9 protein-coding genes are annotated in these 21965 nt (G+C 69.0%); 4 read left to right on the top strand and 5 right to left on the bottom strand.

Features of this window, described 5'->3' with window-relative positions; all coding sequences use genetic code 11:
• The first annotated feature begins 31 nt into the window (after window positions 1–31).
• Both ACIA49_RS25750 and ACIA49_RS25745 read left to right on the top strand, forming a co-directional pair.
• Entirely contained in the window at window positions 32–775 is a 744-nt protein-coding gene (locus tag ACIA49_RS25750) for an SDR family NAD(P)-dependent oxidoreductase (protein WP_396379879.1), read from the top strand.
• A gap of 76 nt (window positions 776–851) precedes the next feature.
• Window positions 852–1187, top strand: a complete 336-nt coding sequence (locus ACIA49_RS25745) for a hypothetical protein (protein WP_396379878.1) — start codon at window positions 852–854, stop codon at window positions 1185–1187.
• On the opposite strand, the gene ACIA49_RS25740 is transcribed toward ACIA49_RS25745, so the two are convergent.
• The 4 genes from ACIA49_RS25740 to ACIA49_RS25725 form a co-directional block, all read right to left on the bottom strand.
• Complete coding sequence (locus tag ACIA49_RS25740) at window positions 1173–3452, bottom strand: transglycosylase domain-containing protein (protein ID WP_396379877.1); 2280 nt, start codon at window positions 3450–3452, stop codon at window positions 1173–1175. The two genes, ACIA49_RS25745 and ACIA49_RS25740, sit on opposite strands and share 15 nt — an antisense overlap.
• Before the next feature lie 10 nt (window positions 3453–3462).
• A complete protein-coding gene (locus ACIA49_RS25735; RefSeq protein ID WP_396379876.1) occupies window positions 3463–8982 on the bottom strand; it encodes a carboxyl transferase domain-containing protein in 5520 nt (1839 codons plus the stop codon).
• Window positions 8983–9118: 136 nt separating this feature from the next.
• Window positions 9119–13036: an RICIN domain-containing protein gene (locus tag ACIA49_RS25730; protein WP_396379875.1), complete on the bottom strand. Its 3918-nt coding sequence runs from the start codon at window positions 13034–13036 to the stop codon at window positions 9119–9121.
• A complete protein-coding gene (locus ACIA49_RS25725) occupies window positions 13033–19263 on the bottom strand; it encodes an RHS repeat-associated core domain-containing protein (RefSeq protein WP_396379874.1) in 6231 nt (2076 codons plus the stop codon). Before ACIA49_RS25725 ends, ACIA49_RS25730 begins: the two co-directional genes overlap by 4 nt.
• Window positions 19264–19415: 152 nt before the next feature.
• On the opposite strand from ACIA49_RS25725, the gene ACIA49_RS25720 reads away from it, so the two are divergent.
• Window positions 19416–20786 carry an FAD-binding oxidoreductase gene (locus ACIA49_RS25720; RefSeq protein WP_396379873.1) on the top strand — a complete coding sequence of 457 codons (1371 nt, stop codon included), beginning with the start codon at window positions 19416–19418 and terminating at the stop codon, window positions 20784–20786.
• On the opposite strand, the gene ACIA49_RS25715 is transcribed toward ACIA49_RS25720, so the two are convergent.
• Window positions 20783–21163 (bottom strand): DUF5997 family protein, encoded by a 381-nt coding sequence (locus ACIA49_RS25715; protein WP_396379872.1) that lies wholly within the window; start codon window positions 21161–21163, stop codon window positions 20783–20785. The genes ACIA49_RS25720 and ACIA49_RS25715 overlap by 4 nt on opposite strands.
• A gap of 39 nt (window positions 21164–21202) precedes the next feature.
• On the opposite strand from ACIA49_RS25715, the gene ACIA49_RS25710 reads away from it, so the two are divergent.
• Window positions 21203–21928, top strand: coding sequence for a LysR substrate-binding domain-containing protein (locus tag ACIA49_RS25710; protein WP_396379871.1), 726 nt, complete (start codon window positions 21203–21205; stop codon window positions 21926–21928).
• The last annotated feature ends 37 nt before the right edge of the window (window positions 21929–21965 follow it).

Below are 21965 nucleotides of genomic sequence, written 5' to 3'. Positions count from 1 at the left end.
CGGTGATCGCCGCGGCCGTTGACTGAGGGTTATGAGCATCGTGATCATCACCGGCGGCAGCCGCGGTATCGGCGCCGCCACTGCCCTCGCCTGCGCCCAGCGCGGCCTCGGCGTCATCCTCACCTACAACAAGAACCCGGACGCGGCAGCCGACGTCGTCGGCAAGATCACCGCAGCCGACGGTACGGCGGTCGCCCTCGAACTCGACGTCACGGACACCACCTCCTTCCCGGCCTTCGCCGAGGCGGTCCGCCGGACCCTGCAGGAGACCTGGGACCGGACCGACTTCGACTACCTGATCAACAACGCCGGCTACGGCCTCTACAACCCGATCGCGACCGTCACCGAGGACGAGTTCGACGGCCTCTTCCGTGTCCACCTCAAAGGCCCCTTCTTCCTCACCCAGACCCTGCTCCCACTGATCGCCGACGGCGGCCACATCGTGAACCTGGTCAGCGCCACCAGCCGCGTGGCCACGGCCGGCGTCGCGCCGTACGCGAGTTTCAAGGGCGGTCTCGAAGTGCTCACCCGCTACATGGCCAAGGAGTTCGGCGACCGCCGCATCCGCGCCAACTCCGTCTCCCCCGGCCCCATCCGCACCGACCTCGGCGGCGGTCTCACCGACGACTTCGAAGCCCACCTCGCCGCCCGCACCGCACTCGGCCGCGTCGGCGAACCCGACGAGGTAGGCAGCGTCATCGCCCAGCTCCTCTCCCCCGCCAACCGCTGGATCAACGCCCAGTCCCTCGAGGTCTCCGGCGGCTTCGACATCTGAACCGGAACTCACCGCACACGCCCCCTCACCGGATCAAGACTAGAACATATGTTCGATGATCGGCTAATCTGAAAATATGCTTGGTCGGTTCACGGTGCGCCCCGCAGATGACGGATCCGAAGGGTTCGGTGTCTGGGACGGCGCGGTCAATGGTTGGCGTGCCAGTGGTCTCGGCACCGAGGTGGAGGCGGTCCGGATGGCCTCCGATCTGGAGGTGCAGTACGACACCCACGGGCCGCGCCCCGCGGACGCCGTTCGGCGGATCGATCCGGCGCAGCCGGTGCAGCGGGCGGAGTGGGCGACCGGGGAGCTCGACGTCTGGATCCGCCACAACGGCGAATGGCTCGGCCGCTTCTGCGACGAGAGCGGCCGGGTCACGTGGATCCCGGGGTCCGACCTACGGCCGTTGTGAGGGGCCCTTGGACAGGTAGATGGTGACCAGGGAGCCCTTGGTGGCGCCGGAGTCGGTGCGCGGGTCGGTGTAGGCGACCTTGCCGGTCGGGACCGGTGAGGTGACCAGCTTGTTCGCGATGGTGACGTCGAAGCCGGCCTTGCGGATCAGCTTGGTGGCCTCGGTGCGGTCCAGGCCGGTGACGTCGGGCAGGCCCTTGCGGTCGCCGTTGATGATCTTCTGGGACGGCTCGACGAAGTGCCGCAGCGGCATGCCCTTGAGGGCGCCGCGCATCGCGGTCTCCCAGAGCGGGCCGGCCGTGCCGGAGCCGGTCGGGTCGGAGATGTCGCGGCCGTCCAGGGTGTGGCCGTACATCAGGTTCGTGTAGGGCAGGTTGGCGTCGGCGACGACCGCGGCGGCCGCGAGGTTCGGGGCGTAGCCGGAGAACCAGACGGCCTTGTTCTCCTGGATGGTTCCGGTCTTGCCGGCCAGGTCCCAGCGGCCGAACTTCAGCTTGCCGCCGGTTCCGCCCGGTTCCATCACCGCGCTGAGCACCTTGTTCACGCCGTCGGCGACACCCGGGGCGAGCGCCTGGTTGCACTTGACCTTCGGGCTGATGACCGGCCGGTTGGCCTTGCTCCGGACCGAGGTGACGACCAACGGCTGGCAGTACTTGCCGCGGGCCGCGAAGGTCGCGTACGCGTTCGACATCTGCAGCGGGGTCACGTAGTTGACGCCCAGCGTCATCGAGATGACCTGGTCGAGCGGATGCAGGGTCTGCGCGTTGTACATGCCGAGCCGGGCGGCGACCCGGGCGATCGGGCAGAGCCCGACGCGCTGCGAGAGCTGCAGGAAGTAGGTGTTGGTCGAGTAGCGGGCCGCCTCGACCATGGTCAGGTTGCCGCTGCGCGTCGAGTTCCGCGGGCGGTAGGTGGGGTCCCGGGTGAAGCCGGTACAGGTCCGGAACTTCTTGTCGCTCATGTCGATCTGCTCGGGCGAGTTGATCCGGTAGTCCAGCGGCACCCCCGCCTGGATCGCCGCCGCGACCGTGAACGCCTTCATCGTCGAGCCGTTCTGGAACCCGCCGTACCCGCCGGCGTACGACTTCTCGACGTTGTAGTTGTAGTTCGTGTGGTTGCGCCCGTTCCCGTACGGCTTGCTCTGCACCATCGCCTTCACCAGCCCGCTGCCCGGCTGGACGACGGTGATCGCCGCGACCGCGGTGTCGGTGGGCTTGGTGTGCTCGTCGATGGACGCCTGCGCGGCCGCCTGGATGCGCGGGTCCAGCGACGTCCGGATCGTCAGGCCGCCGGTCTTCAGGTAGTGCTCGCGATCCTTGACGGTCTTGCCGAGCGCCGGGTTCGCCAGCAGCTTCGCGACCGCGTAGTCGCAGTAGAACGGGTACCGCGAGCTGGCGCACCCGTTCGGCACCGGACGGATCTTGGCGCGGTCGATCACCGGGGTCTGCAGCGCCAGGTTCGCCTGGTGCACCGAGACCACCTTGAGTTCGAGCATCCGCCGGATCACCACGTCGCGGCGAGCCTTGGCCCGCTTGAGGTTGTTGGTCGGGTCGTACCCGGTCGGGTTCTTCACCAGCCCGGCGAGCAACGCGGCCTGCGGCAGCGTGAGCTTGTCCGCGGTGGTCCGGAAATAGTGCTGGGCAGCGACCTGTACGCCGTACGTCCCGTCCCCGAAGTTGACCAGGTTCAGGTACCGCTCGAGGATCTCGTTCTTGGTCAGCTGGCCCTCGAGCGCGATCGCGTAGCGCAGCTCGGTCAGCTTGCGCTCGTAGGAGACCTCGGTCGCCTTGGCCCGCTCGGCCTGCGTGCGGGCCTTCTCGATCAGGCTGAGCTTCACGTACTGCTGGGTGATACTCGAGCCGCCCTGCTGGACCTCGCCACTGCCCTGGTTCCGGATCACCGCGCGCAGCGTGCCCTTGGGATCCAGCGCGCCGTGCTCGTAGAACCGCGAGTCCTCGATCGCGATGATCGCGGTCTTCATGATCGGCGCGACCTGGTTCAGCCGGATCGGCACCCGGTTCTGCTCGAACAGGGTGGCGATCACCGAGCCGTCCGCGGCCAGCATCCGGCTGCGGACGGCAACGGGTTCGACCACCAGCTCACGCGGCAGGTCCTGGACCGTCTTCACCACTTGCTCGCTGCTGATCCCGGCGAATCCTGCCAACGGAATCGCCAGCCCAGCCGCGAGCGCACCGGACAGCACGCTGACGCCGATGAACGTGATCAACGCTCGTGCCTTGTTTGGAGCGCCTTCCCCGGTGCGCATGGCGCTCAGCTTAGACCTCTGCGGTACCACCCGACGACAGGCCGTGAGCGATTGCCTCGATGAGTCGCGGCCGCAGCTCGGCCGCGCTGATCACCGCGTCCACCGAGCCGACGTCGCGAGCCCGCTGGATGCTGTGGATCTTGTCGAAGCCGGTCGCCACCTCGGTCAGCTTCTCCGACCGTACGGCGGTTCGCACCTCCGCGAGCTCGGTCGCCAGCTCGGCCCGCTCGGCCGCACTCGCCGCGCTGACCTGCTCGGCCAGCGCCGCGACCCGCGGGTCGGCCGCCGTCCGGGCGTCGACCTCGGCGGAGAACACCACGGCCGCGGCCGGTGCCCCACCGAGCACCGAGGCGAACGAGCCCTCGACCGCGAGCACCGTCATCCGCGGGTTCAGCTGCTTGGAGAACACCACGAACGCACCGCCGTGGTACCGCGAGACCACGCAGAACACGATCGGGCCCTCGAAGTTCACGATCGCGCGGCCGATCTCGGCGCCGTACTCGAGCTGCAGGTTGCGCATCGAGTCCGGTGACCCGTCGAACCCGGACAAGTTCGCCAGTACGACGAGGGGCCGGTTGCCGCTGGCCACGTTGATCGCGCGTGCCGTCTTCTTCGACGACTTCGGGAACAGCGTGCCGGCGGTGTACGTGTCGGGTCCGTCGGCCGGCGGGAAGCCGCGCCGCGGTACCGACTTGGACTCGATCCCGACCAGGCAGACCGGGTAACCACCCAGCCGCGCGTCCTGGACCACCGACGTGTCCGCGTCGGCCATCCCGGCCCAGCGCTCCAGCACCGGGTGGTCCTGGTCGCTGACCGCCCGCATCAGCGTGCGGATGTCGAACGCCTTCTTGCGGTCCGGGTTGGTCTCGGCGGAGAAGATCTCGCCGACGGTCTTGAAGTCGCTGCCCTCGACGATATGCGGGTACGGCGTCACGTCCCGATCGATCGGGTCGGTCGTCTCCGCGCGCCGCGGCCCGGACTCCCCCGGTGCGATGTAGGTGTGGTCGTAGTGCGACATCAGGACGTCGCGCGCCGCCTTCAGGTCCGGCGCCCAGTACTGCGCCTGGCCGTTCGGGCCCATCACCCGGTCGTAACCGCCGATCCCGAAGTTGTCCTCGGCCGAGACGCTGCCGGAGAAGTCCAGGGTCTGCTTGCCGGTCAGCACCATCGCGCTATCCGGCGTCATCACCAGGATGCCCTTGGTGTGCATCAGCATCGTCGCTTCGGCGTTCCAGTACGGCTGGGCGCCGACGTTGATCCCGGCCACGACGATGTTGATCTCGCCACCGGCCTGGGTGAACTCGACGATCCGCTTCAGCGCCTTCGCGACCCAGTCCATGTTCTCGGTACCCGAGTCCATCGAGATCCGGGCCCCGGCCGACAGCGAGTACCACTCGACCGGGATCTGCATCCGCTCGGCCAGGTCGATGGCCGCGATGATCCGGGCGCACTCGGGCTCGGCGACCGCACCGAGCGCCTTGGTCGGGTCACCGCTGAGCGCGACCCGGGTGACACCCTCGGGGTAGCGGGTGGTCGGCGTGTTGACCAGACCGAGGATGATCCCGGCCTTGTTCAGGCCCTTGGGCCGCTCGACCGGTACCAGCGTGCCGGTGTCGTCCAGGTCGTGCTCGACGAACGAACCGCCCGGACCGGTGACGATGCCACTGACCTCGTACGGGTAGATCGTGTTTCGGCGCCGCGAGCGCTGCACCTTCTGCGCGTAGTCGTCGAGCGGCATCAACCGGGTGGTCGGCGGCTCCTCGATCGACGTGACGACGCCGGCGCCCGGCTGGGCGTAGAAGCGCGCCGCGACCGGGTAGGCGACACCGTCCGGAGCCTCGACCTGGCCCTGGATCAGGACCTCCTCGATCCCGGCACCGGCCGTCATCGGGGCGATCTTGCTCTTCAGCGTGGTGACCTCGTCGACCTGCGCATCGACGACCGGCCAGATGTGGATCCAGACGTGGTTCATGTCCAGCTTGGCTCCGGCCGCGCCGCGCGCGGTCCGGGCCCGGCGGATCGCCTCGAGACAGTTCGCGATCGCCCGCTCGGCGTGCGGCAGCCCGGTGACCCGGCCGTCCTCGTCGCGGACCACCGCGAACTGACGCACCTGCGCCAGCGCCACGAGCCGCTGGTCGGCCGGATTGTCCCGGGCGACGCAGTAGTACAGCAGTACGTCGTCCGGCGCCTCCAGCCGCGTGATCCGGAAGTCGCGCAGCCGCCACAGGTTCAGGCGACGGCCGACCATCGGGTGCACGCCACGGACGTTGTCGTCCTCGACGACCGACCCACCGGCCGGGCGGTAGGTGAAGTACGAGACCGGCTGGCCGTCACCCGAGGCCACGGCGACCGAGATCCGGCGGGCACGCTGAGCGATCGGCAGCTCGGCCACCATCCGCCGGTACAGATCAGAAGCATCCTGCTGTACGGCGGGCAGATCCGCGCCGTACAGGTAGAGCTCGACGACTGCCTCGTGGCCGGCCGGGCGCCCGTCCAGCTGCGCGGTCAGTGCCTGGGACAGACCACTGTCCGGGTCGGCCAGTTCGGCCGTCGTCCCGACCGTGGTGACCAGGTGCGTCGGCCGGTCGTCGATCGTGTAGTCGGCGGTCGCGAACGGCCGTCCCTCGACGGCCACCTCATGGACGTCGTGCAGCTCGTACTCGCGGTAGTGCCGGCGGATGAGCACCTCGAGCATCGGCTCGCGCTCGCTCCAGCCGCCCTCCAGCCGCTCCGCCAGGAACCGCACGATCGGCTCCGGGATCGCGGCCAGCGCGTCGATCCGGTCCTGCCGGTTCGGCGCGGCCGAGTTCGTGGCCAGGTGGGCGACCTCGTCACCGACGCCGTCGATCACCGAGGCGCGGGCCGCGTCGACGAGCGGCTGGTCGAACCAGCGGAACCGGACGCTGCGCGCCAGGTCGCCGATGATCGGGAAGCGCAGCTGCGTGGCCAGCACCAGCCGGTCCAGCAGCTCGTGCACCGCCTCGTCGAGCGGCGCCTCCGGGCGCGACTCGTCGATCCAGCGCTCCAGCACCGACGTGACCAGCAGGATGTCCGGCGTGGTCCGCTGCTGCGCGAGGAAGATCCGGAACACGGCCTCTTCGAGCTCGTTGCTGCGCTCCAGATCCGTCACGCCGTAGTGCGCGAGCACGCGGGCGAGCCGGGCCTGGAACTCGGCCGGCAGGCCGCCGCGCTCGGGGTCGAGGCTCTGCAGGTAGGTGTGGAAGTGCTCCCGCGGGCTGTGCACCCGGTTCTCGGTGCTGATCTCCTCGCCGGCCGGCCGGTTGCGGCTCAGCTCGGCGAAGTCGGCGAACACCGACATCAGGTCGATCTCGGCGACCACCGGCGGCTGCGGCAGCTGGGTCCGGGCCAGCAGGTAGCCGGCCAGCATCCCGCCTTCGTCGCGCGGGTCGATGTCGAACCCGAGCAGCATGCTGCGCAGGTCGTCCAGACCGCGCTCGACGCGCTCCTGCGGCGAGATCTCACCGGAACGACGCGGCAGCTCGAGCCGTACGCCGTTCTGCACCGGGGCGGCCGCCTCGGCGTCGGACTCGTCGGCGATCGGCTCCAGCCGGAGCAGCGGTGCGCCGGTCTCGACCTGGCTGCCGGTCGAGACCTGCAGCTCCTTCACCGTGGCCTTGAACGGCGCGTAGAGCACCGTCTCCATCTTCATGCTCTCCAGCACGAGCACCGGCGCACCGGCCTCGACCTCGGCACCGGTCTGCACCGGCGTCGCGACCACGAGAGCCGGCGCGGGCGAACGCAGTACGCCGCCTTCGTCCCGGCTGACGCGGTGCGTCACCCCGTCGACCTCGATCAGGTGCACCGGGCCGTGGGTGGCGGTGACGAGCCGGAACCGCTGCCCGCCGACCGTCAGCCGGCCGCTGTGACCGTCGAGGCGCTCGAGATCGGCGTCGACGACCTGGAAGGGATCGTTGCCGGAACCGACGCCGACCCGGAACCGCGTCCGGCCGATCCGCGTCACGGTCACCCGGTAGCTCGCGCCGCGCAGCTTCAGGTCGATCGCGCGACCGACCTCGTGCTGCACCTGCGGACGGCCACCGTGAGCGGTCTCCAGCAGGCGGCTGCGCTCGACCTTCTCGGCGTCCTGGTAGCCCTCGATCGCCGCGGCGACCAGGGCGATCCCGGAGTGCTTGTGCGAGACCAGGCGGCCCTCACCGCGGACCCGGTCGATCCAGCCGGTGTCGGCGCTGCCGTCGATCACCTCGGGCTGGTCCAGCAGTTCGAGGATGAAGCTCTTGTTGGTGGCGCCGCCCTCGATCAGGACGGTGGTCGCGGTGACCGCGCGACGCAGGCGGGCCAGCGCCTCCTCCCGGGTGCGGCCGTAGCCGATGATCTTCGCGATCATCGAGTCGAAGTCGGCCGGGATGCTGTCGCCGGCGCTCACCCCGGTGTCCACCCGGATCCCAGGCCCGGACGGCAGATCCAGTACGGCGATGCGGCCGGGTGACGGCGCGAAGTCGCGGTCCGGGTCCTCGGCGTTCAGGCGAGCCTCGACCGCGTGCCCGAGCTCGGCCGGCTTCAGGCCGTCCAGGCGACCGCCACTGGCGACGTGCAACTGGGCCTTGACCAGGTCGAACCCGGTGGTCAGCTCGGTGATCGGGTGCTCGACCTGGAGGCGGGTGTTCACCTCGAGGAAGGCGAAGGTCTTCTCCCCCGGGTGGTACAGGAACTCGACCGTGGCCGCGCCGCGGTACCCGACCGCCAGCGCCAGCCGCTCGGCCGACGCCTTGAGGTCCTCGACCTGACCGGCCGACAGCAACGGCGAGGCGGACTCCTCGATGACCTTCTGATTGCGGCGCTGGACCGAGCAGTCGCGGACGCCGAGCGCCCACGCGGTGCCCTGGCCGTCGGCGATGACCTGCACCTCGACGTGCCGGGCGCCGGTGACGAGGCGCTCCAGGAAGACGATGCCGCTGCCGAAGGCGCGGGCCGCCTCCTCGCTGGTCCGGGCATAGGCGTCCGACAGCTCATCGGCGGAGCCGACCATGCGGATACCGCGGCCACCACCACCGGCCGTTGCCTTGAGCATCAACGGGTAGCCGATCGTCTCGGCCGCGGCCAGCGCCGCCTCGAGCGACTCGACCGGTCCACGGCTCCAGGGAGCGACCGGTACGCCGACCTCCTCGGCGATCAGCTTGGAGCCGATCTTGTCGCCGAGCTTGCGCATCGCCTCGGGCGACGGGCCGATGAAGGTGACCCCGATCCGCTCGCACAGCTCGGCGAAGGCCGGGTCCTCGGCGACGAATCCCCAGCCGACCCAGGCCGCGTCCGCGCCGCTCTCGCGCAGCGCCCGCTCCAGTACGGCGAGGTCCAGGTACGGGCGCGCCGACGCGGGACCGAGCGGGTACGTCAGATCCGCCTCGCGCACGAAGGTCGCCGTACGCTCGCCGTCCGTGAACAAGGCCACCGTCTCGATCGGCTCGCCACCCTCGGCGTTGACCTCCCGGACCGCGTTGATGAGCCGCATCGCGGCCTCGCCCCGGTTCACTACTGCGATACGCTTGAACATCGACCGCCTCCCTGTCGCACCATGCGTGTAACGGCCCGGCCCTTGTGAGACACAAGATTTGGCCGGGCCGCTCGCACAGACTTTCAGGACAACGCTATTACCGTCGAGTCGGGGTCGGTTTTCAGCGTGGCGTGCCTCAGTTCGCAGGCGTCAGGACCCAGCGCTGGCACGGCCCGTTCCAGTACAGCCAGGTGATCACGTCGGCGCCGGCCTGGTCACTGCAGCCGTTCACGTCCATCGACCGCCCGGACTTGTTCTGCAGGATGCTCCAGGAACCGTCGATCGCGGGTTCGATCCGCCAGCCCTGGCATTCCACGCTGTCACTGGGTGTGATCGGCACCACCGGTGATCCCAGACCACCCGGACATCCCTGGACGTCGACGTTCTTGCGGGAGTTCGGGTCGTAGATCTGGTAGACGTCGTCACCCTTCGGCACGATCTGCCAGCGCTGGCACGGGCTGCCCGGTACCCAGTCCCACATCCGGATCTCGGTGCTCGCCGGGTTCGTGCCGCAGTCCTGGATGTCCAGCACCTTGCCGCCCCGGACCGCCGCCATCTTGTACCGCCCGGCCAGCGGCTGCCCGGTGAACACCGGCCGCAGGATCCACTGCTGGCTAGCGTCCGCCGTACAGGTCTGCTGAACCACCGGTACGGCGTTCCCCAGCGAACCGCCCTGGACCGTGGCGCACTTGCCACTGTGGGCGAACCGCAGCCGGACCACCGTGTCGTAGCTGCTCCCTTCGAGGTACTCGACCGTCATCTGCTGGTTGCTGGTTCCCGAACACGGCCACTGCAGCAACGCTGCCCCGTCGTCCTGCCGCATGTCGTCCACGTCGAAGCACCGTGGCTTGCCGTCGTTGCCGACACCGTTGCCGTGCACGGTGTGGACCTCGAACTGGTCCGTGCCGGCGATCTCGACCAGCCGGAACCGCTGCTGGATGTTGGAGTTGCACTCGTACTGATGAATCGGCGCCGCGTCGGTCTGACTCGCCCCCGGCACATCCAGACACTTGCTGCTGTGCCGGGCCACCAGCTCGTAGGCCCGGTTGTCGATGTCGAACTTCGGCCCGGTCGTCGCGCCAACGGCCGCCTCCCGCCAGCCACTCACGGGCGCGGCGAACGACGACCCGTTGGAGACCAGCGTCGACACCTCACGGCCACCGCCGTCGAGGGCATAGGTCAACGCCACATCGTCCTTGCCGTCGGCGGTGTAGTCCCCCGCGCTGAGCGCCGCCTTCGCCGGATCGAGCGCGCCGCGGTACCACTGCGCCTCGGTCAGCGCCGTCCGGCTCGAGATGAAGACCCGCAGCGCGAGATCGGTCTGGCCGTACTCGTACATCGCCACGATGTCGTCCAGCCCGTCACCGTTGACATCGGCAACGACCGGCTTGCTCTTCTCCCAGCAGTACGACGAGTTGTCCGCCAGCGTCACGGGAGTCGTGGCGAACGCCGTACCGCTGGACTTCCGGACCGTGACCTGGGTCCGGCAGTTGCCGAGGTTGGCCATGTCGACGAGATCGTCCCTGCCGTCACCGTCGATATCCGCGAGCAGCGGCGCACTCCGCGACCAGTCTCCGGAGGTCGTGACCCACTGCACCGGCGTCGCCAGGTTGCCACCGGGGAACACCAGCACCTTCCAGCTGCCGCCACCGTTGTCGAGCTGGACGGCGATGTCGTCCTTCCCGTCACCGTTGACATCACCGGACACGATCCGCGCACCGCTCAACGGCCAACCCGCCGCACCGGAGTACCAGACCGGATCCGACGGTGCGTCGTACCGGTTGCCGTCGGACTTCAGCATGTACGCCGCGATCCGGCGACCGGCCTCTTCGCGGAAGAGCACGGTGTCGACCCGGCCGTCACCGTCGAAGTCGCCCTGGACCGGCCGCGTCCGGTAGAGCGCGAACCCGCCGTTCTCGCCGGAATCCCAGGCCAGCGTGCCGGTCTGCAGGCCGCCGGACTTGGCGAACACGTTCCAGACCGTGGTCCGCCCCCACCCCTGGTCGAGGACCGCACTGATGTCGGCCCGGCCGTCTCCGTTGATGTCGCCGCGAACCCGCGGGATCGGTTGGTCATTGCTGGAGGCAACGAGATCGTAGCCACGGGTGACCCCACTCGGGTTGCCCGCGGCGTCGACCGCCCGCACGAACAGCCGGCCCTGCGGGATCCCGGTCTGCGGATCCGGCCAGACCGTCACCGGCAACCGCGCCGTACCGTCCCCGCCAGCCTTGATCCGGGACAGCACCTTATCCTGCTGGAAGCCGTACAGGTACTCCGCGACGTCGGTGTCACCGGCGGCCGGTCGCAGCGTGACGATCCCGGCCGTGCGAGCCGGCACGCCCTCCTCACCCTCCGGCGGGAAGTCCACCGACGTGAGTTGCGGCAGCGCCGGGGACTGGGCGTCCAGCACGAAGTAGCATCGCGGACTCTCGGCACCGAACTCGATCCCGTCGTCCGCGACATTGTCGTTGCTACTGGCAACGTAGTAGTACGGTACGCCGGCCGCGAGCGCACCGGCCGGCAGTTGCGGCCAGGCGAACGCCGCCCCGGAGGTCGTCGCACTCGAGGTCACCTCGTAGGCGGCCGCACCGGTGTCGGCCCGGCGGATCGACAGCTTCGTGGTGACGTTGTCGTTGTCCGGATCGCTGGCGATCGCCGAGAACGTCGGCGGGATCAGCCCGCTGACCACGGTCGGCGTCGTCGCATTCCCACAGGGCCGCGGCCGGGAGAAGTTCACCTTGTCCGGCGGCCGGGGCGCGTTGTTGTACCGCACCACGAGCGTGGCGGTCTCGGGGTGGAACTTCTTCCACTGGTACTTGTTGCCCTCGTCCGGCGCCCGCAGACCGAACGTCGCCGTCGCGCCGCGTGCGGTCGCGATCTCCTGCAGCATCGTCCGGACCTTGTCACTGGTGAAGCGCATGCCCATGTCCGGCTGATGCCCGGTCCAGGCGTTCCCGCTGGCCTGCGCCAGCTCCTCCCGCCAGTGACCGGCCGAGTTGTTCCAGGTCAGCGCCTGGTTGCCGTCGACCGCCGCGGTCTTCCACAGCGCGGCCGGCGTCGGACTGCCCGACGGCGAGTGATCGAGCACGATGTCGAACGCCGCCGACACCACCCGCGACCCCGCCAGGGGCGCCGTACCGAACTGGAAGAACGACCGGTACCGCACCGCGAGATCCCACGACAACCCGACCTTCGCGCCTTCGGCCCGGTCGTAGTTCCAATACGACTGATCCGGAGCCATCTGGTTCACATGGGTCCACAACTGGTTCCCCGCCGTCCACGACGGATCGACGTACACCGGGTACTTCGTCGATGCCGACAGCAACAACTTCCGATCCGGTACGACGCTCAGTCCGGTGCCGGTGTGTTTCGTCGGCATCGTTGCGTGCTGCGTCGCACTGTCCCAGATCACCGCGGGGTCGGCGGCGAAGACCGTCCGGCCCTTGTTGTCGACGGCAACGGTCGACCCGTCGGCCCGGGCGTTGACCCGCAGACCGGTGGTCTTCAGGCCGAAGTCCATCGTGGTCAGCCGCGCAGCCGCGGCCCGGTCCTTCACCACGAGCACCTGGGCGAAGCCGTCCGCCTCGGCCCGGATCTTCAGATCGACACCGGCGAAGACCTCCGGATAGGTCGCGGTCGCGCCGTCGAGGACCGGCTTGGGCAACGTCGCCGGCCAGGTCAGTCCCAGCCGGCTCCCGCCGTCGGCGATGGTGACCAGGTCGCGGTCACCACCGCCGGACAACGCCAGGCCGATGACTGTCGCCCCGGGCCTGACCATGCCGTCCTTGTCCTGCTTGAGAGTCGTGTCGATCGGCGCCCAGCCGGTACCGCGGCGGGCCCGGACCGGCGTGGGGTGCGCGACCAGCACGTGCGTTCCGGACGGTTCGACGTACGTCTCCGTGCTCTCGGTCCGCAGATCGGTCAGCTCGACCCGATCACCGGTGGGAGCCGCCGGGGCCGGCGGCTCCTCGGCCGCCCGGGCCACGCCGACCGCGGGGAAGGCGAGCACGAGCGCGAGGAGACCGGCCAGCACCGGCCGGGCCGGGCGGGTCACCACAAGCCCCAGTCGTGGCCCTGTTGCCAGGCCCGCCGGATCAGTTCGCCACCGAGGAAGATCTTCCAGCCCCAGCCGGACCCGGTCGCCGAGCTGAAGTCCTTGCTGTCGTAGGGCCCCTTCGTCTTCGGCGTGCCGTCGGGGTACTTGATCGGATCCCCGCCGTCGACCCGCTCCTGGGTCTCGGCCTTCCACTGCTCAGGCTTCGGGTTGCCGAGCTGCTCGTTGAGCTGCTCCTGGAACTCGTCCAGCCGCCGTTTCTGCTCGGCCGCCTGCTCCCGTTCCTGCGCGCGCCGCTGCTGGCCCTCCTGCTTGATCCGCTCGGCGGCGTTGCCCCGGTTCGGCTTGTCCGGCTTGTTGCCCGGCCGGCCAGGTCCTTCCGGCCTGGTGTTCGGTGGTTTCGGGGTCTCCGGTTTCGGCTTCGGCTTGGGCTGGTTCGGTTTCGGCTTCACCACGTCCGGTTTGCGTGGTTCCTTGCGGATCTGGTCGGCGATCCGTTTGACCGTCCACTTGATCCGCTGCACGATCCGGATCGAGACCTGCAGGATGCGTTGCTCGATCTCCTTGACCTCGGTGCGGTACCGCTCCTGGAACCGGGTGACGGCGCGGGTGATCTTCTCCCACAGCCAGCACAGGAAGTTCCAGACCTTCTCGACCACCCACTCGATCACCTGGACGATGTACTTGACGAAGATCACCAGCAGGGTGAACACCACGACGATCGCCGCGATGATCTCCGGGGTGAAGGTGATCACCGGGATCAGCACGAAGGCGAACCGGCCGTCGGAGTCCTCGAAGCTGACCGGGTTGTTGTTGGCGTAGGCGTAGGCGTTCAGCTGCGCCGGGTCCTCCGGATCGATCTCCGGGTCGACCGAGATGAACCGCCCGACGGTCGGGTCGTACTCCCGGGCGCCGAGATGGACGAACCCGGTGTCCGGATCCGTGGTTCCCTTGTGGAACCCGCGCTGCCCCGGCCAGTCGGTCGGAGCGGTACCCCGCGGATCGCCGTACGGCGCGGTCCGGCGACGCTGGACGGTCTGGCTGACGGAGTCCACGGCGATGGTCGGTGAACCGTGCAGGTCCGACAGCAGCCAGCTCAGCTTGCCGCCGGTCCGGACCGCGACCACGGAGTCCCCGAGCGTGTAGTACCGGGTGCCGTGCAACTGCCCGTCGGTACCGAGCAGGATCTCGGTCTCGCCGAGGTACAGCGTCGTACCGCTGGTGTCCCGGCGCAGGATCCGGTTGCCGTCACCGTCGTACACGAACGACGAGCCCTTGCTCGAGGCGGCCAGTTTGCCGTCGTCGGTCCAGGTCAGGTTCTCGGTGTCCGTGCCCTTGGTGCGGGACGTCAGGTTGCCGGTCTCGTCGTAGCCGAAGCCGGTGGTCGTGGTCCCGGCCGGGCCGGTCGTCGAGACGCTCTTGAGCGCGTTCGGGTGCGAGTTCGCGCCGTACGTGTAGGTGCTGGTGGTGGTCGCACCTGTCGGCGTGACCCGCTTCTCGGACAGGCGGTTGCCGGCCTGGTCGAAGGTCCAGCTCTGCCAGTACGGCGCTGGGCCGCCGAGCCCGGCCGCTGTCGGCGCAGCCGCGCAGTCACCGGCCCCAGGCGTCCAGGCCTGCGTCAGGCGGCGCAGGTAGTCGTAGTTGAAGCACTGGGTGTCGGTCGCCTCACCACTGGCCGTCGACGGGGTGTCGATGATCTTGGTGACGTTGCCGGCCGGGTCGTAGTTGTACTCGGTGTCGGAGATCCGCTTCGGCGAGAGCTCCCGGTCGGTGACCACCCGGGACAGCCGACGGCTGCCGTACTCGTACTCGTACCGCTGCTGGACGTACCGGCCGTTGACCGTCCCCAGGGTCAGGGTGTCCTTCTCCTCGAAGGGCGTGTAGGTGGTGTTGCGGACATAGGTTCCGAGGCCGCTGCGCAGTGCCGTCGGCAGGCTCTGGTCGTTGTAGTCGACCGACACCGTTTCGGCGGCCAGATCGCCCGCCGAGGGGAGTGACCGGCTCGCCACCTTCCCGTCGTCGGTGTAGGTCTGGCCCATCACGTACGTGCCGGCCAGTGCGCCTTCGGAGCCGGGCACGGTCAGCGAGGTGCCGGTCGGCCGGCCCGCGTCGTCGTACCCGGTGATCGCGGTCGTGTACGGGTTGCCGTTCAGGTAGCGGGTCGTGGACGTCGGCTGTCCCTTCGCCAGCGTGTCGTAGGTCCAGGAGATCTGCACCGGCCCGGTCACCGAGCCGCTGCGCTGAGAGGTCTTCCGACCCAGGTCGTCGTAGGTGAAGGCAGTCGTGCGACCGCGGGCATCGGTGCTCGACACGATCTGGTCGATCGCGTTGAACGTGTACGTCGTCGTACCGCGGTCCGGGTCGTTCTCCGCGATCCGGCGGCCCTGGATGTCGTACTGGTAGCTCCAGACGTTGCCTGCGGCATCGGACATGGTCTTGAGCTGCCCGAGCGGGGTGTAGGTGTACTTGGTGCTGTCGTAGGCACCGCTCCAGGTGTCGCCCTTGTACGTGCGCAGTTCGGTCAACCGGCCGCGGGCATCGGTGATACGCGCGGTCGGTGCCTCACCCTGCGGTGGGTCGATGCTCTGCCGGGTCGCGGTGACCTGGTGCGAGGTGCGGTACTTCTCCTGCCCTTCGGACAGGTAGATCTGTGCCGAGGGCCGATCCGCGCCGTCCCAGAGGCTGATCTGCTGCTTCGGCACGTTGAGATCGTTGACGTACAGGATCTCCGTCCCGGGCTGGCCGTCGTTGTAGTAGGCGCCGGAGACGATGCTCTGCCGGCCCCGGGAGTCGTAGCGGTAGTCGGTGACGAGCCGTCCACCGGCCGGAGTGCCTTCCTGCGTCTGCCGCAGTCGCTGCAGACCGTCGTACAGCTCGTAGGTGACGTCGTACTTGCCGTTGGCCAGCCGGGCCCGCGTGGTCACCGCCGAGGAGGCGTCGCCGCGCAGGAGGTACTCGTACTCCACGTCGGCCGGGCTGGTCGCCTTCGGGTGGCCGGGGTTCCAGACCTTCGCGGTCCGGCCGACCGGGTCGAGGGTCAGGTCGGTGCGCTTGCCGTCCGGACCGGTGGTGGCGATCCGCGATCCCCACGCGGGTTCGTACTCCTCCGAGGACTGCAGTCCGTTCGGCGCGGTCTGCGTCACCTTCGTGAGCGGCCCGTACGCCGGTTCGAACGAGATCCGCGAGGTCTGGTTCGCGGCGTTGCTCATCGACGTACGGCGTCCGTACTGGTCGAACGTCGCGGTGAACACGGTCTCGTACTTCGGCTCACCGTTGCTGTCGAACCCGGACAGTCGCTCACCACGGGTCGGCACACCACGGGTCGGCGCGGCGGTGACCGAGGTGTGGTCGTCGTAGTACACCCGCTCGTCGCTGACGACCTGGTCCTTCGTCCAGGGCTGGTCACAACCGACCGAGACGACCTGTTCGCGGGAGACGAGCTCCTGCAGGCCGGCATCCGGGTTCTCGAGGTACTGGTACCGCGTGCAGGTGTCGTCGGCCGTCGTACTGGCGTCGTTGGCCAACTGCTTCGACACCAACCGCCCTCGGGTGTCGTACTCGTGCCGGTTGGCGATGTCGAGCATTCCGCCGTCCACTGCCTGGTACTGCGTGACTGCCTTCTGAGCGGTCATGTACGCGTACCGCGTGCCCCACGGTCTGGTCTCGGTCGCTGTCGGCTGCGGTGAGCGCCAGTAGTCGTTGATGGTCTTGTTGACCACAGCCGCGCCGTTGTAGGTGATCTGCTCGCGCACCTGACCGGAGAACTCGTCCTGGTCGTCGACCGACGTACCGGTGGAGTCGGTGAGCTTGACCGTCCGCGGGGTGCCATCGGCCTTCTGGTCGCCGTTCATGCCGCGGTAGTACTGCGTCTCGGTGATCGACTGCGTGCCGCCCTCGGCACCCTTGTAGACGCGGACCTTCTCGTAGCCGCGCCACTGGTTCCAGGTGTGGGTGGTGGTCTCGGCCAGGCCGTCCTGCTCGTCGAAGTGCCAGGCCGGCGTACCGAGGTACTCCACCCGGCTCGTCACCGGCACCGGCGCGGCCGGCACGGACGACGTCGCGCTGCGGTCGACCTCGCTCGCCTCGCGGACGACGTACTTGTGGAACCAGTCCTGCCGCTCCCCCTGGTCCTTCGGCGTCCAGCGCTGCGGCCTGCACAGCTTGGTGTTGTTCGCCGCATCGGGCAGCGTGGTCGCGCTGCACTCCTTGTCCGAGTAGGTGACGGCGACGTCACCGCCGGTGCCGTAATGGATGGACTGGACCCGGAACCACACCATGTTCGGCAGGCTCGGGTTCTGCGGGTCCACCCGGTTGTCCAGGCCGATGCCGTCGAAGTTGGTCTCCGGCATCTGCAGGTCCCCGCCCACCTTGCCGGTCGACGACACACCCTCCAGCCACAGCGCGCGGCCGGTGCCGGCACCGTTGGTGTACTCGTGCCGCAGAGTCCACGTCTGTACGTCGGTCAGTCCGGTCGAACGCCAGACCTGCGAGGTGACCGTGCTGAGCCGCTTCTGCGTCCAGAAGGTCGGAGTGAAGTGGTTGTCGCAGTTGGTCGTGCTCGCGCAGTTCAAGTCCCAGGGCGTGTCCGGGTACGACGCCGGCTGCGCCGGTCCACAGCTCACGCCCTCACACCGCTCAGCCGTCGTGAACACCATCTTGCCGACCGGGTTCTGCGTGTAGACCTGGCCGTCGCGCTGGCCGTATTCGATCGTGTGGAGGTTGCTGCCCCGCACATACGGGCTGACCGAGGTGGCGGTCACGTTGCGGGCGTAGTTGCCGGTCTCGACGTCGTAGAACTGGCTCATCGTGTTGCCGTGCCGGTCGACGACGTAGTCCAGGTTCCACCGGTACGCCTGCTGGCACCAGGAGTCCGCGAACGCGGTCTTGTTGCACTGCTCACCGGAGTTGTTGCCGAAGACCGGCATCGTCATCGCGGACCGGGTCTCGGTCTTGCCGGCGGTCCAGCCGGGCAGGCGGTTCAGACCGAAGTAGTACTTCGTGCCGTCCTTGGTGGTAACCCGCCAGTACTCGCCCTTCTCGTTGACCGCGATCCCGTCGTCGCCGTTGGTGGCTCCCCACAGCTTCTCGACCACGGTGCCGTCGTCGCCGCGCATCCGCCAGACCTCCGACGTGGCGGACTTGGAGACCAGCAACAGGTCGCCGGACTTGCCGCCCATCGAGATGCCGGCGTTCTCGGTCGCGAAGCACAGGTCGCCGGTCAGCTTGGTGCCGTTGTTGCCGGGATCCTTCGAGCAGCTCTTCAACTTGCGCTCGATCGCGCCCCCGCCGCTGATGTCGAAGCCCTGTCCGGCGGCCGACACCTGGTTGTTCGACGCCGACGTCAGTCCGTCCAGCGACGCCGAGGAGTACTGCAGTTCGACCGCCGGTTGCGGGCCGCCCATGCCGGGTGGCGACTCGAGCGGCAGCGACCACTCGAACGCGCCGGACGGTCCGCCGATGCTCCACTTCCCGGCGCCACCGCCCATCCCCTTGCCGTAGTCGCCGCCACCGCCGCTCTCCGCGGCCGCCATCATCAGGCTCGCACCGGTCGGTACGTCGGCCTGCAGGGTGCCGTCACCTTTGTTGCTGGTGGCAAATGATTTGCCGGTCCTGGCGTCGTACAGCCGCAGCCGGTTCGCCCAGCCGCCGCCGTACGTGTCCTGGAAGGCCGCGTAGTCGAGCGTCAGTCCGACCGTTCCGGCCGCCTTGGCGCCATCGGCCCGGTGGACGTCGATCTGCAGCGCGTCGCCGCGCCGGCCACTGATCGACACCTCGACCTTGGCGGGGCCCGTGGCGACACCCTTGGTCAGCCACGACTTCCGCGCGGCGGCACCGGGACTGATCCACACCGGCAGGTTCCCGGCGCGCTGTCTGGTCTGTACCGGATCCGCCGACAGTACGGCGTTCCACCGGCTGAGCGACGTACCGTCGCCGGGTGCCGGCACGGTCGCTGTCGCGGTGGCGGCAGCGGGCCAGCTGGTCTGAAGGGGATGCGGCCGGGTCGCGTCGACCACCGCGGGATCCACTGGACGGGCTGCGGGCTTCGCAGTGACACCAGGCACCGACTTGTCCTTGCGGAGTTCGATCGCCTTGTCCGGCTTGGGTGTCGCCGCGGCCGCGGTCATGCCGTCGTGCTGGTTGCCGGCCACCAGGGCCAGCGTGACTGCAAAGGTGACACCGGCACGCAGAAACTGGCGTCCGGTGTGTCGGTGGGACGGATCCGACATGGGAAGCTCCTTGCTCGGGCGTGTGCTCAGCGTGCTGGCTGCGGAGGCGGCCCGCGACCATTTCGACCTCCCTGGAAAGCTAGGCGGGACGGTGACCTGACCGTGCGAAAGACTTCAGGTCCAAAGGGGCCCGACGATTCAGGGGGAAGGCAGTGGCAGCTGTGACCGAACTGCTCGACGCACTCAAGCAGACCGTGACCGGACCGGTACTGACCGCGAACGACGAAGAATTCGCCGCCGAACTGGCCGGATTCAAGACCAATGTCGTGCACCGGCCGGAGGTCGTCGTCGCGATCACCTCGGCCGCCGACGCCGCCGCCGTGGTTGCCACGGCCAACGAGACCGGTACGCCGGTCCGCGTGCTGGCCACCGGCCACGGCCTGCCGAAGCCGGTCACCGAAGGCATCGTCATCACGACGTCGCGCCTCAAGGGCGTGACCATCGACCCGGCCACGAAGATCGCCCACATCGAGGCCGGCTGCCGATGGGGCGACGTGATCGCCGCGGCGGCCGAGCACGGCCTGGCACCAATCGCCGGGGCCTCCGCATCGGTTGGCTGCATCGGCCTGCTGCTCGGCGGCGGGTACGGCCCGCTGGCGCGCACCTTCGGCATCGCCTCCGACTGGGCGCGTCGCTTCGAGCTCGTCACCGGCGCGGGTGAGGTGGTGACCGCGAGCGCGACCGAGCATCCCGACCTGTTCTGGGCCCTGCGCGGCGGCAAGGGCGGTTTCGGCGTCGTCACGTCGGTCGACGTCGAACTGGTGGAACTGAGCACCCTGTACGGCGGCTCGGTCTTCTTCGACGCGCCCGAGATCGACACCGTCGTCCGGACCTGGATCGACTGGACCACGACACTGCCGGAGGCCGCGACCACGTCGGCGGTGATCCTGCGGCTTCCGCCGTTGCCGTTCATCCCCGAACCGCTGCGCGGCAAGACCGTGCTCAACGTCCGGTTCGCGTACGTCAGTGACGCGGCGGAAGGCGAGCAGTTGTTCGCGCCGATCCGAGCGGCCGGAGCCGTACTGATCGACGCGCTCGGCGAGATCCCGGCCGCGAACATCGCGTCGATCCACAACGACCCGACCGATCCGGGCCCATCATTCGATCGGGGTGTCCTGCTCGACGAACTGGACGGTGACTTCGCGGACGCATTCCTCGGTGCGGTCGGCCCGGACCAGCAGGTACCGCTGATCGCAGTCGAGCTACGGCACCTCGGTGGCGCGGTACGGCGCGACGTCCCGGAGGGCAGCGCGGTCGGCGGCCGCCGCGGCGCCTACTCGTTCTTCTTCGTCGGCGTTCCCGACCCGAGCCTGTTCGAGACCGTCCTTCCCGGCGTGGCCGAGCAGGTGCTGGCCAGCGTGCAGAAGTGGACCTCGGCCGAGAGCACGGTCAACCTCGCCGACGGTTTCGCCGTACCGGGTTCGTACGAGGCCTGCTGGTCACCCGAGACCCGGGCCCGGCTGGACGAGGTGCGCTCGACCTACGACCCGGCCCAGCGCTTCCCCTACGGTCCGGTGCGTTAGCGGCGGGTTTTCTTCTCTTCCTTCAGGCGGGCGGCCTCGGCGAGGACGTCCGCCTGAATGCCCCGCTCGTGCTCGAGCCAGTCCGGGTTGTCTTCCCGGATCGCGTTGATGTCGTCGGTGGTCAGAGCGTCGGTGACGCCCGCACGGGCCAGGCCGCTGATCGACACGCCGAGCCGGGCCGCGACCACCGAGCGCGGGTGCGGCCCGCTCTTGCGGAGCTCCTGCAGCCACTCCGGCGGGTCGTTCTGCAGCGCGGTCAGCTCCTCGCGGGAGATGAACCCCTCCTGGAACTCGGCCGGAGTCGCCGGAAGGTAGATATCCAGCTTCTTCGCCGCAGTCGCGGGCTTCATGTCCTGAGAGGTCTTACGCACGGTCATTGGATCAGGGTATCCCGGCCCGACCGGTAGCCTGACCGCGTGACCTCTTCCTTCCGCCTCGGGTACGTCCCCGGCGTGACACCGGCCAAGTGGGCGCGGATCTGGGCCGAGAGGTTGCCCCGGACACCGATCGAGCTCATCCAGGTCGGCGCCGCCGACGCCGTCGGCCTCGTGCACTCCGCGGACGCGGACGCGGCCCTGGTGCGGTTGCCGATCGACCGCACCGGCCTGCACGCGATCCCCCTGTACGTCGAACAGACGGTCGTCGTGGTCCCGAAGGATCACGTCGTGACGGCGGCCGAGGAGGTCACGCTCGAGGACCTCGCCGACGAACTGATACTGCACCCGCAGGACGACGTACTGGCGTGGGAGCAGCCGTTGCCGGGCCGGGTGATCGACGACCGTCCTGCGACCACTGCGGATGCGATCGCGTTGGTTGCCATGGGCACCGGGTTGCTCGTCGTACCGATGTCGCTGGCGCGCCTGCACCATCGCAAGGACCTGACGTTTCGCCCACTGACGGACGCGCCCACGTCGCAGGTCGCGCTGACCTGGCCCGAAGACGCCGAGTCGGAGTTGATGGAGGAGTTCGTCGGCATCGTCCGCGGCCGGACCGCCAACAGCACCCGCGGCAGCCAGAAACCTCCGGAGCCGAAGAAGGCCGCGAAGAAGCAGGCCGCACCGAAGAAGCAGCAGCAGATCCGGCCGAACAAGGTCAAGGGCAAGCCCGGCCAACCGACCCCGAAGCGCAAGTACAAGCGCTGACCTGGTTCCCGGTTGAGCCTTCAACTATGATCGTCCT

It is taken from the genome of Kribbella sp. NPDC051587, assembly GCF_044453945.1.
Lineage (GTDB): Bacteria > Actinomycetota > Actinomycetes > Propionibacteriales > Kribbellaceae > Kribbella.
Note: the sequence above shows the minus strand (reverse complement) of the source record. Positions and strands in the feature narration are given on the sequence as shown.

Bases quoted from the DNA above. Each gene is read 5' to 3' on its own strand.
- ACIA49_RS25740 (WP_396379877.1), bottom strand. From the start codon at position 3,452: ATGCGCACCGGGGAAGGCGCTCCAAACAAGGCACGAGCGTTGATCACG.
- ACIA49_RS25750 (WP_396379879.1), top strand. From the start codon at position 32: ATGAGCATCGTGATCATCACCGGCGGCAGCCGCGGTATCGGCGCCGCC.
- ACIA49_RS25725 (WP_396379874.1), bottom strand. From the start codon at position 19,263: ATGTCGGATCCGTCCCACCGACACACCGGACGCCAGTTTCTGCGTGCC.
- ACIA49_RS25745 (WP_396379878.1), top strand. From the start codon at position 852: ATGCTTGGTCGGTTCACGGTGCGCCCCGCAGATGACGGATCCGAAGGG.
- ACIA49_RS25735 (WP_396379876.1), bottom strand. From the start codon at position 8,982: ATGTTCAAGCGTATCGCAGTAGTGAACCGGGGCGAGGCCGCGATGCGG.
- ACIA49_RS25715 (WP_396379872.1), bottom strand. From the start codon at position 21,163: ATGACCGTGCGTAAGACCTCTCAGGACATGAAGCCCGCGACTGCGGCG.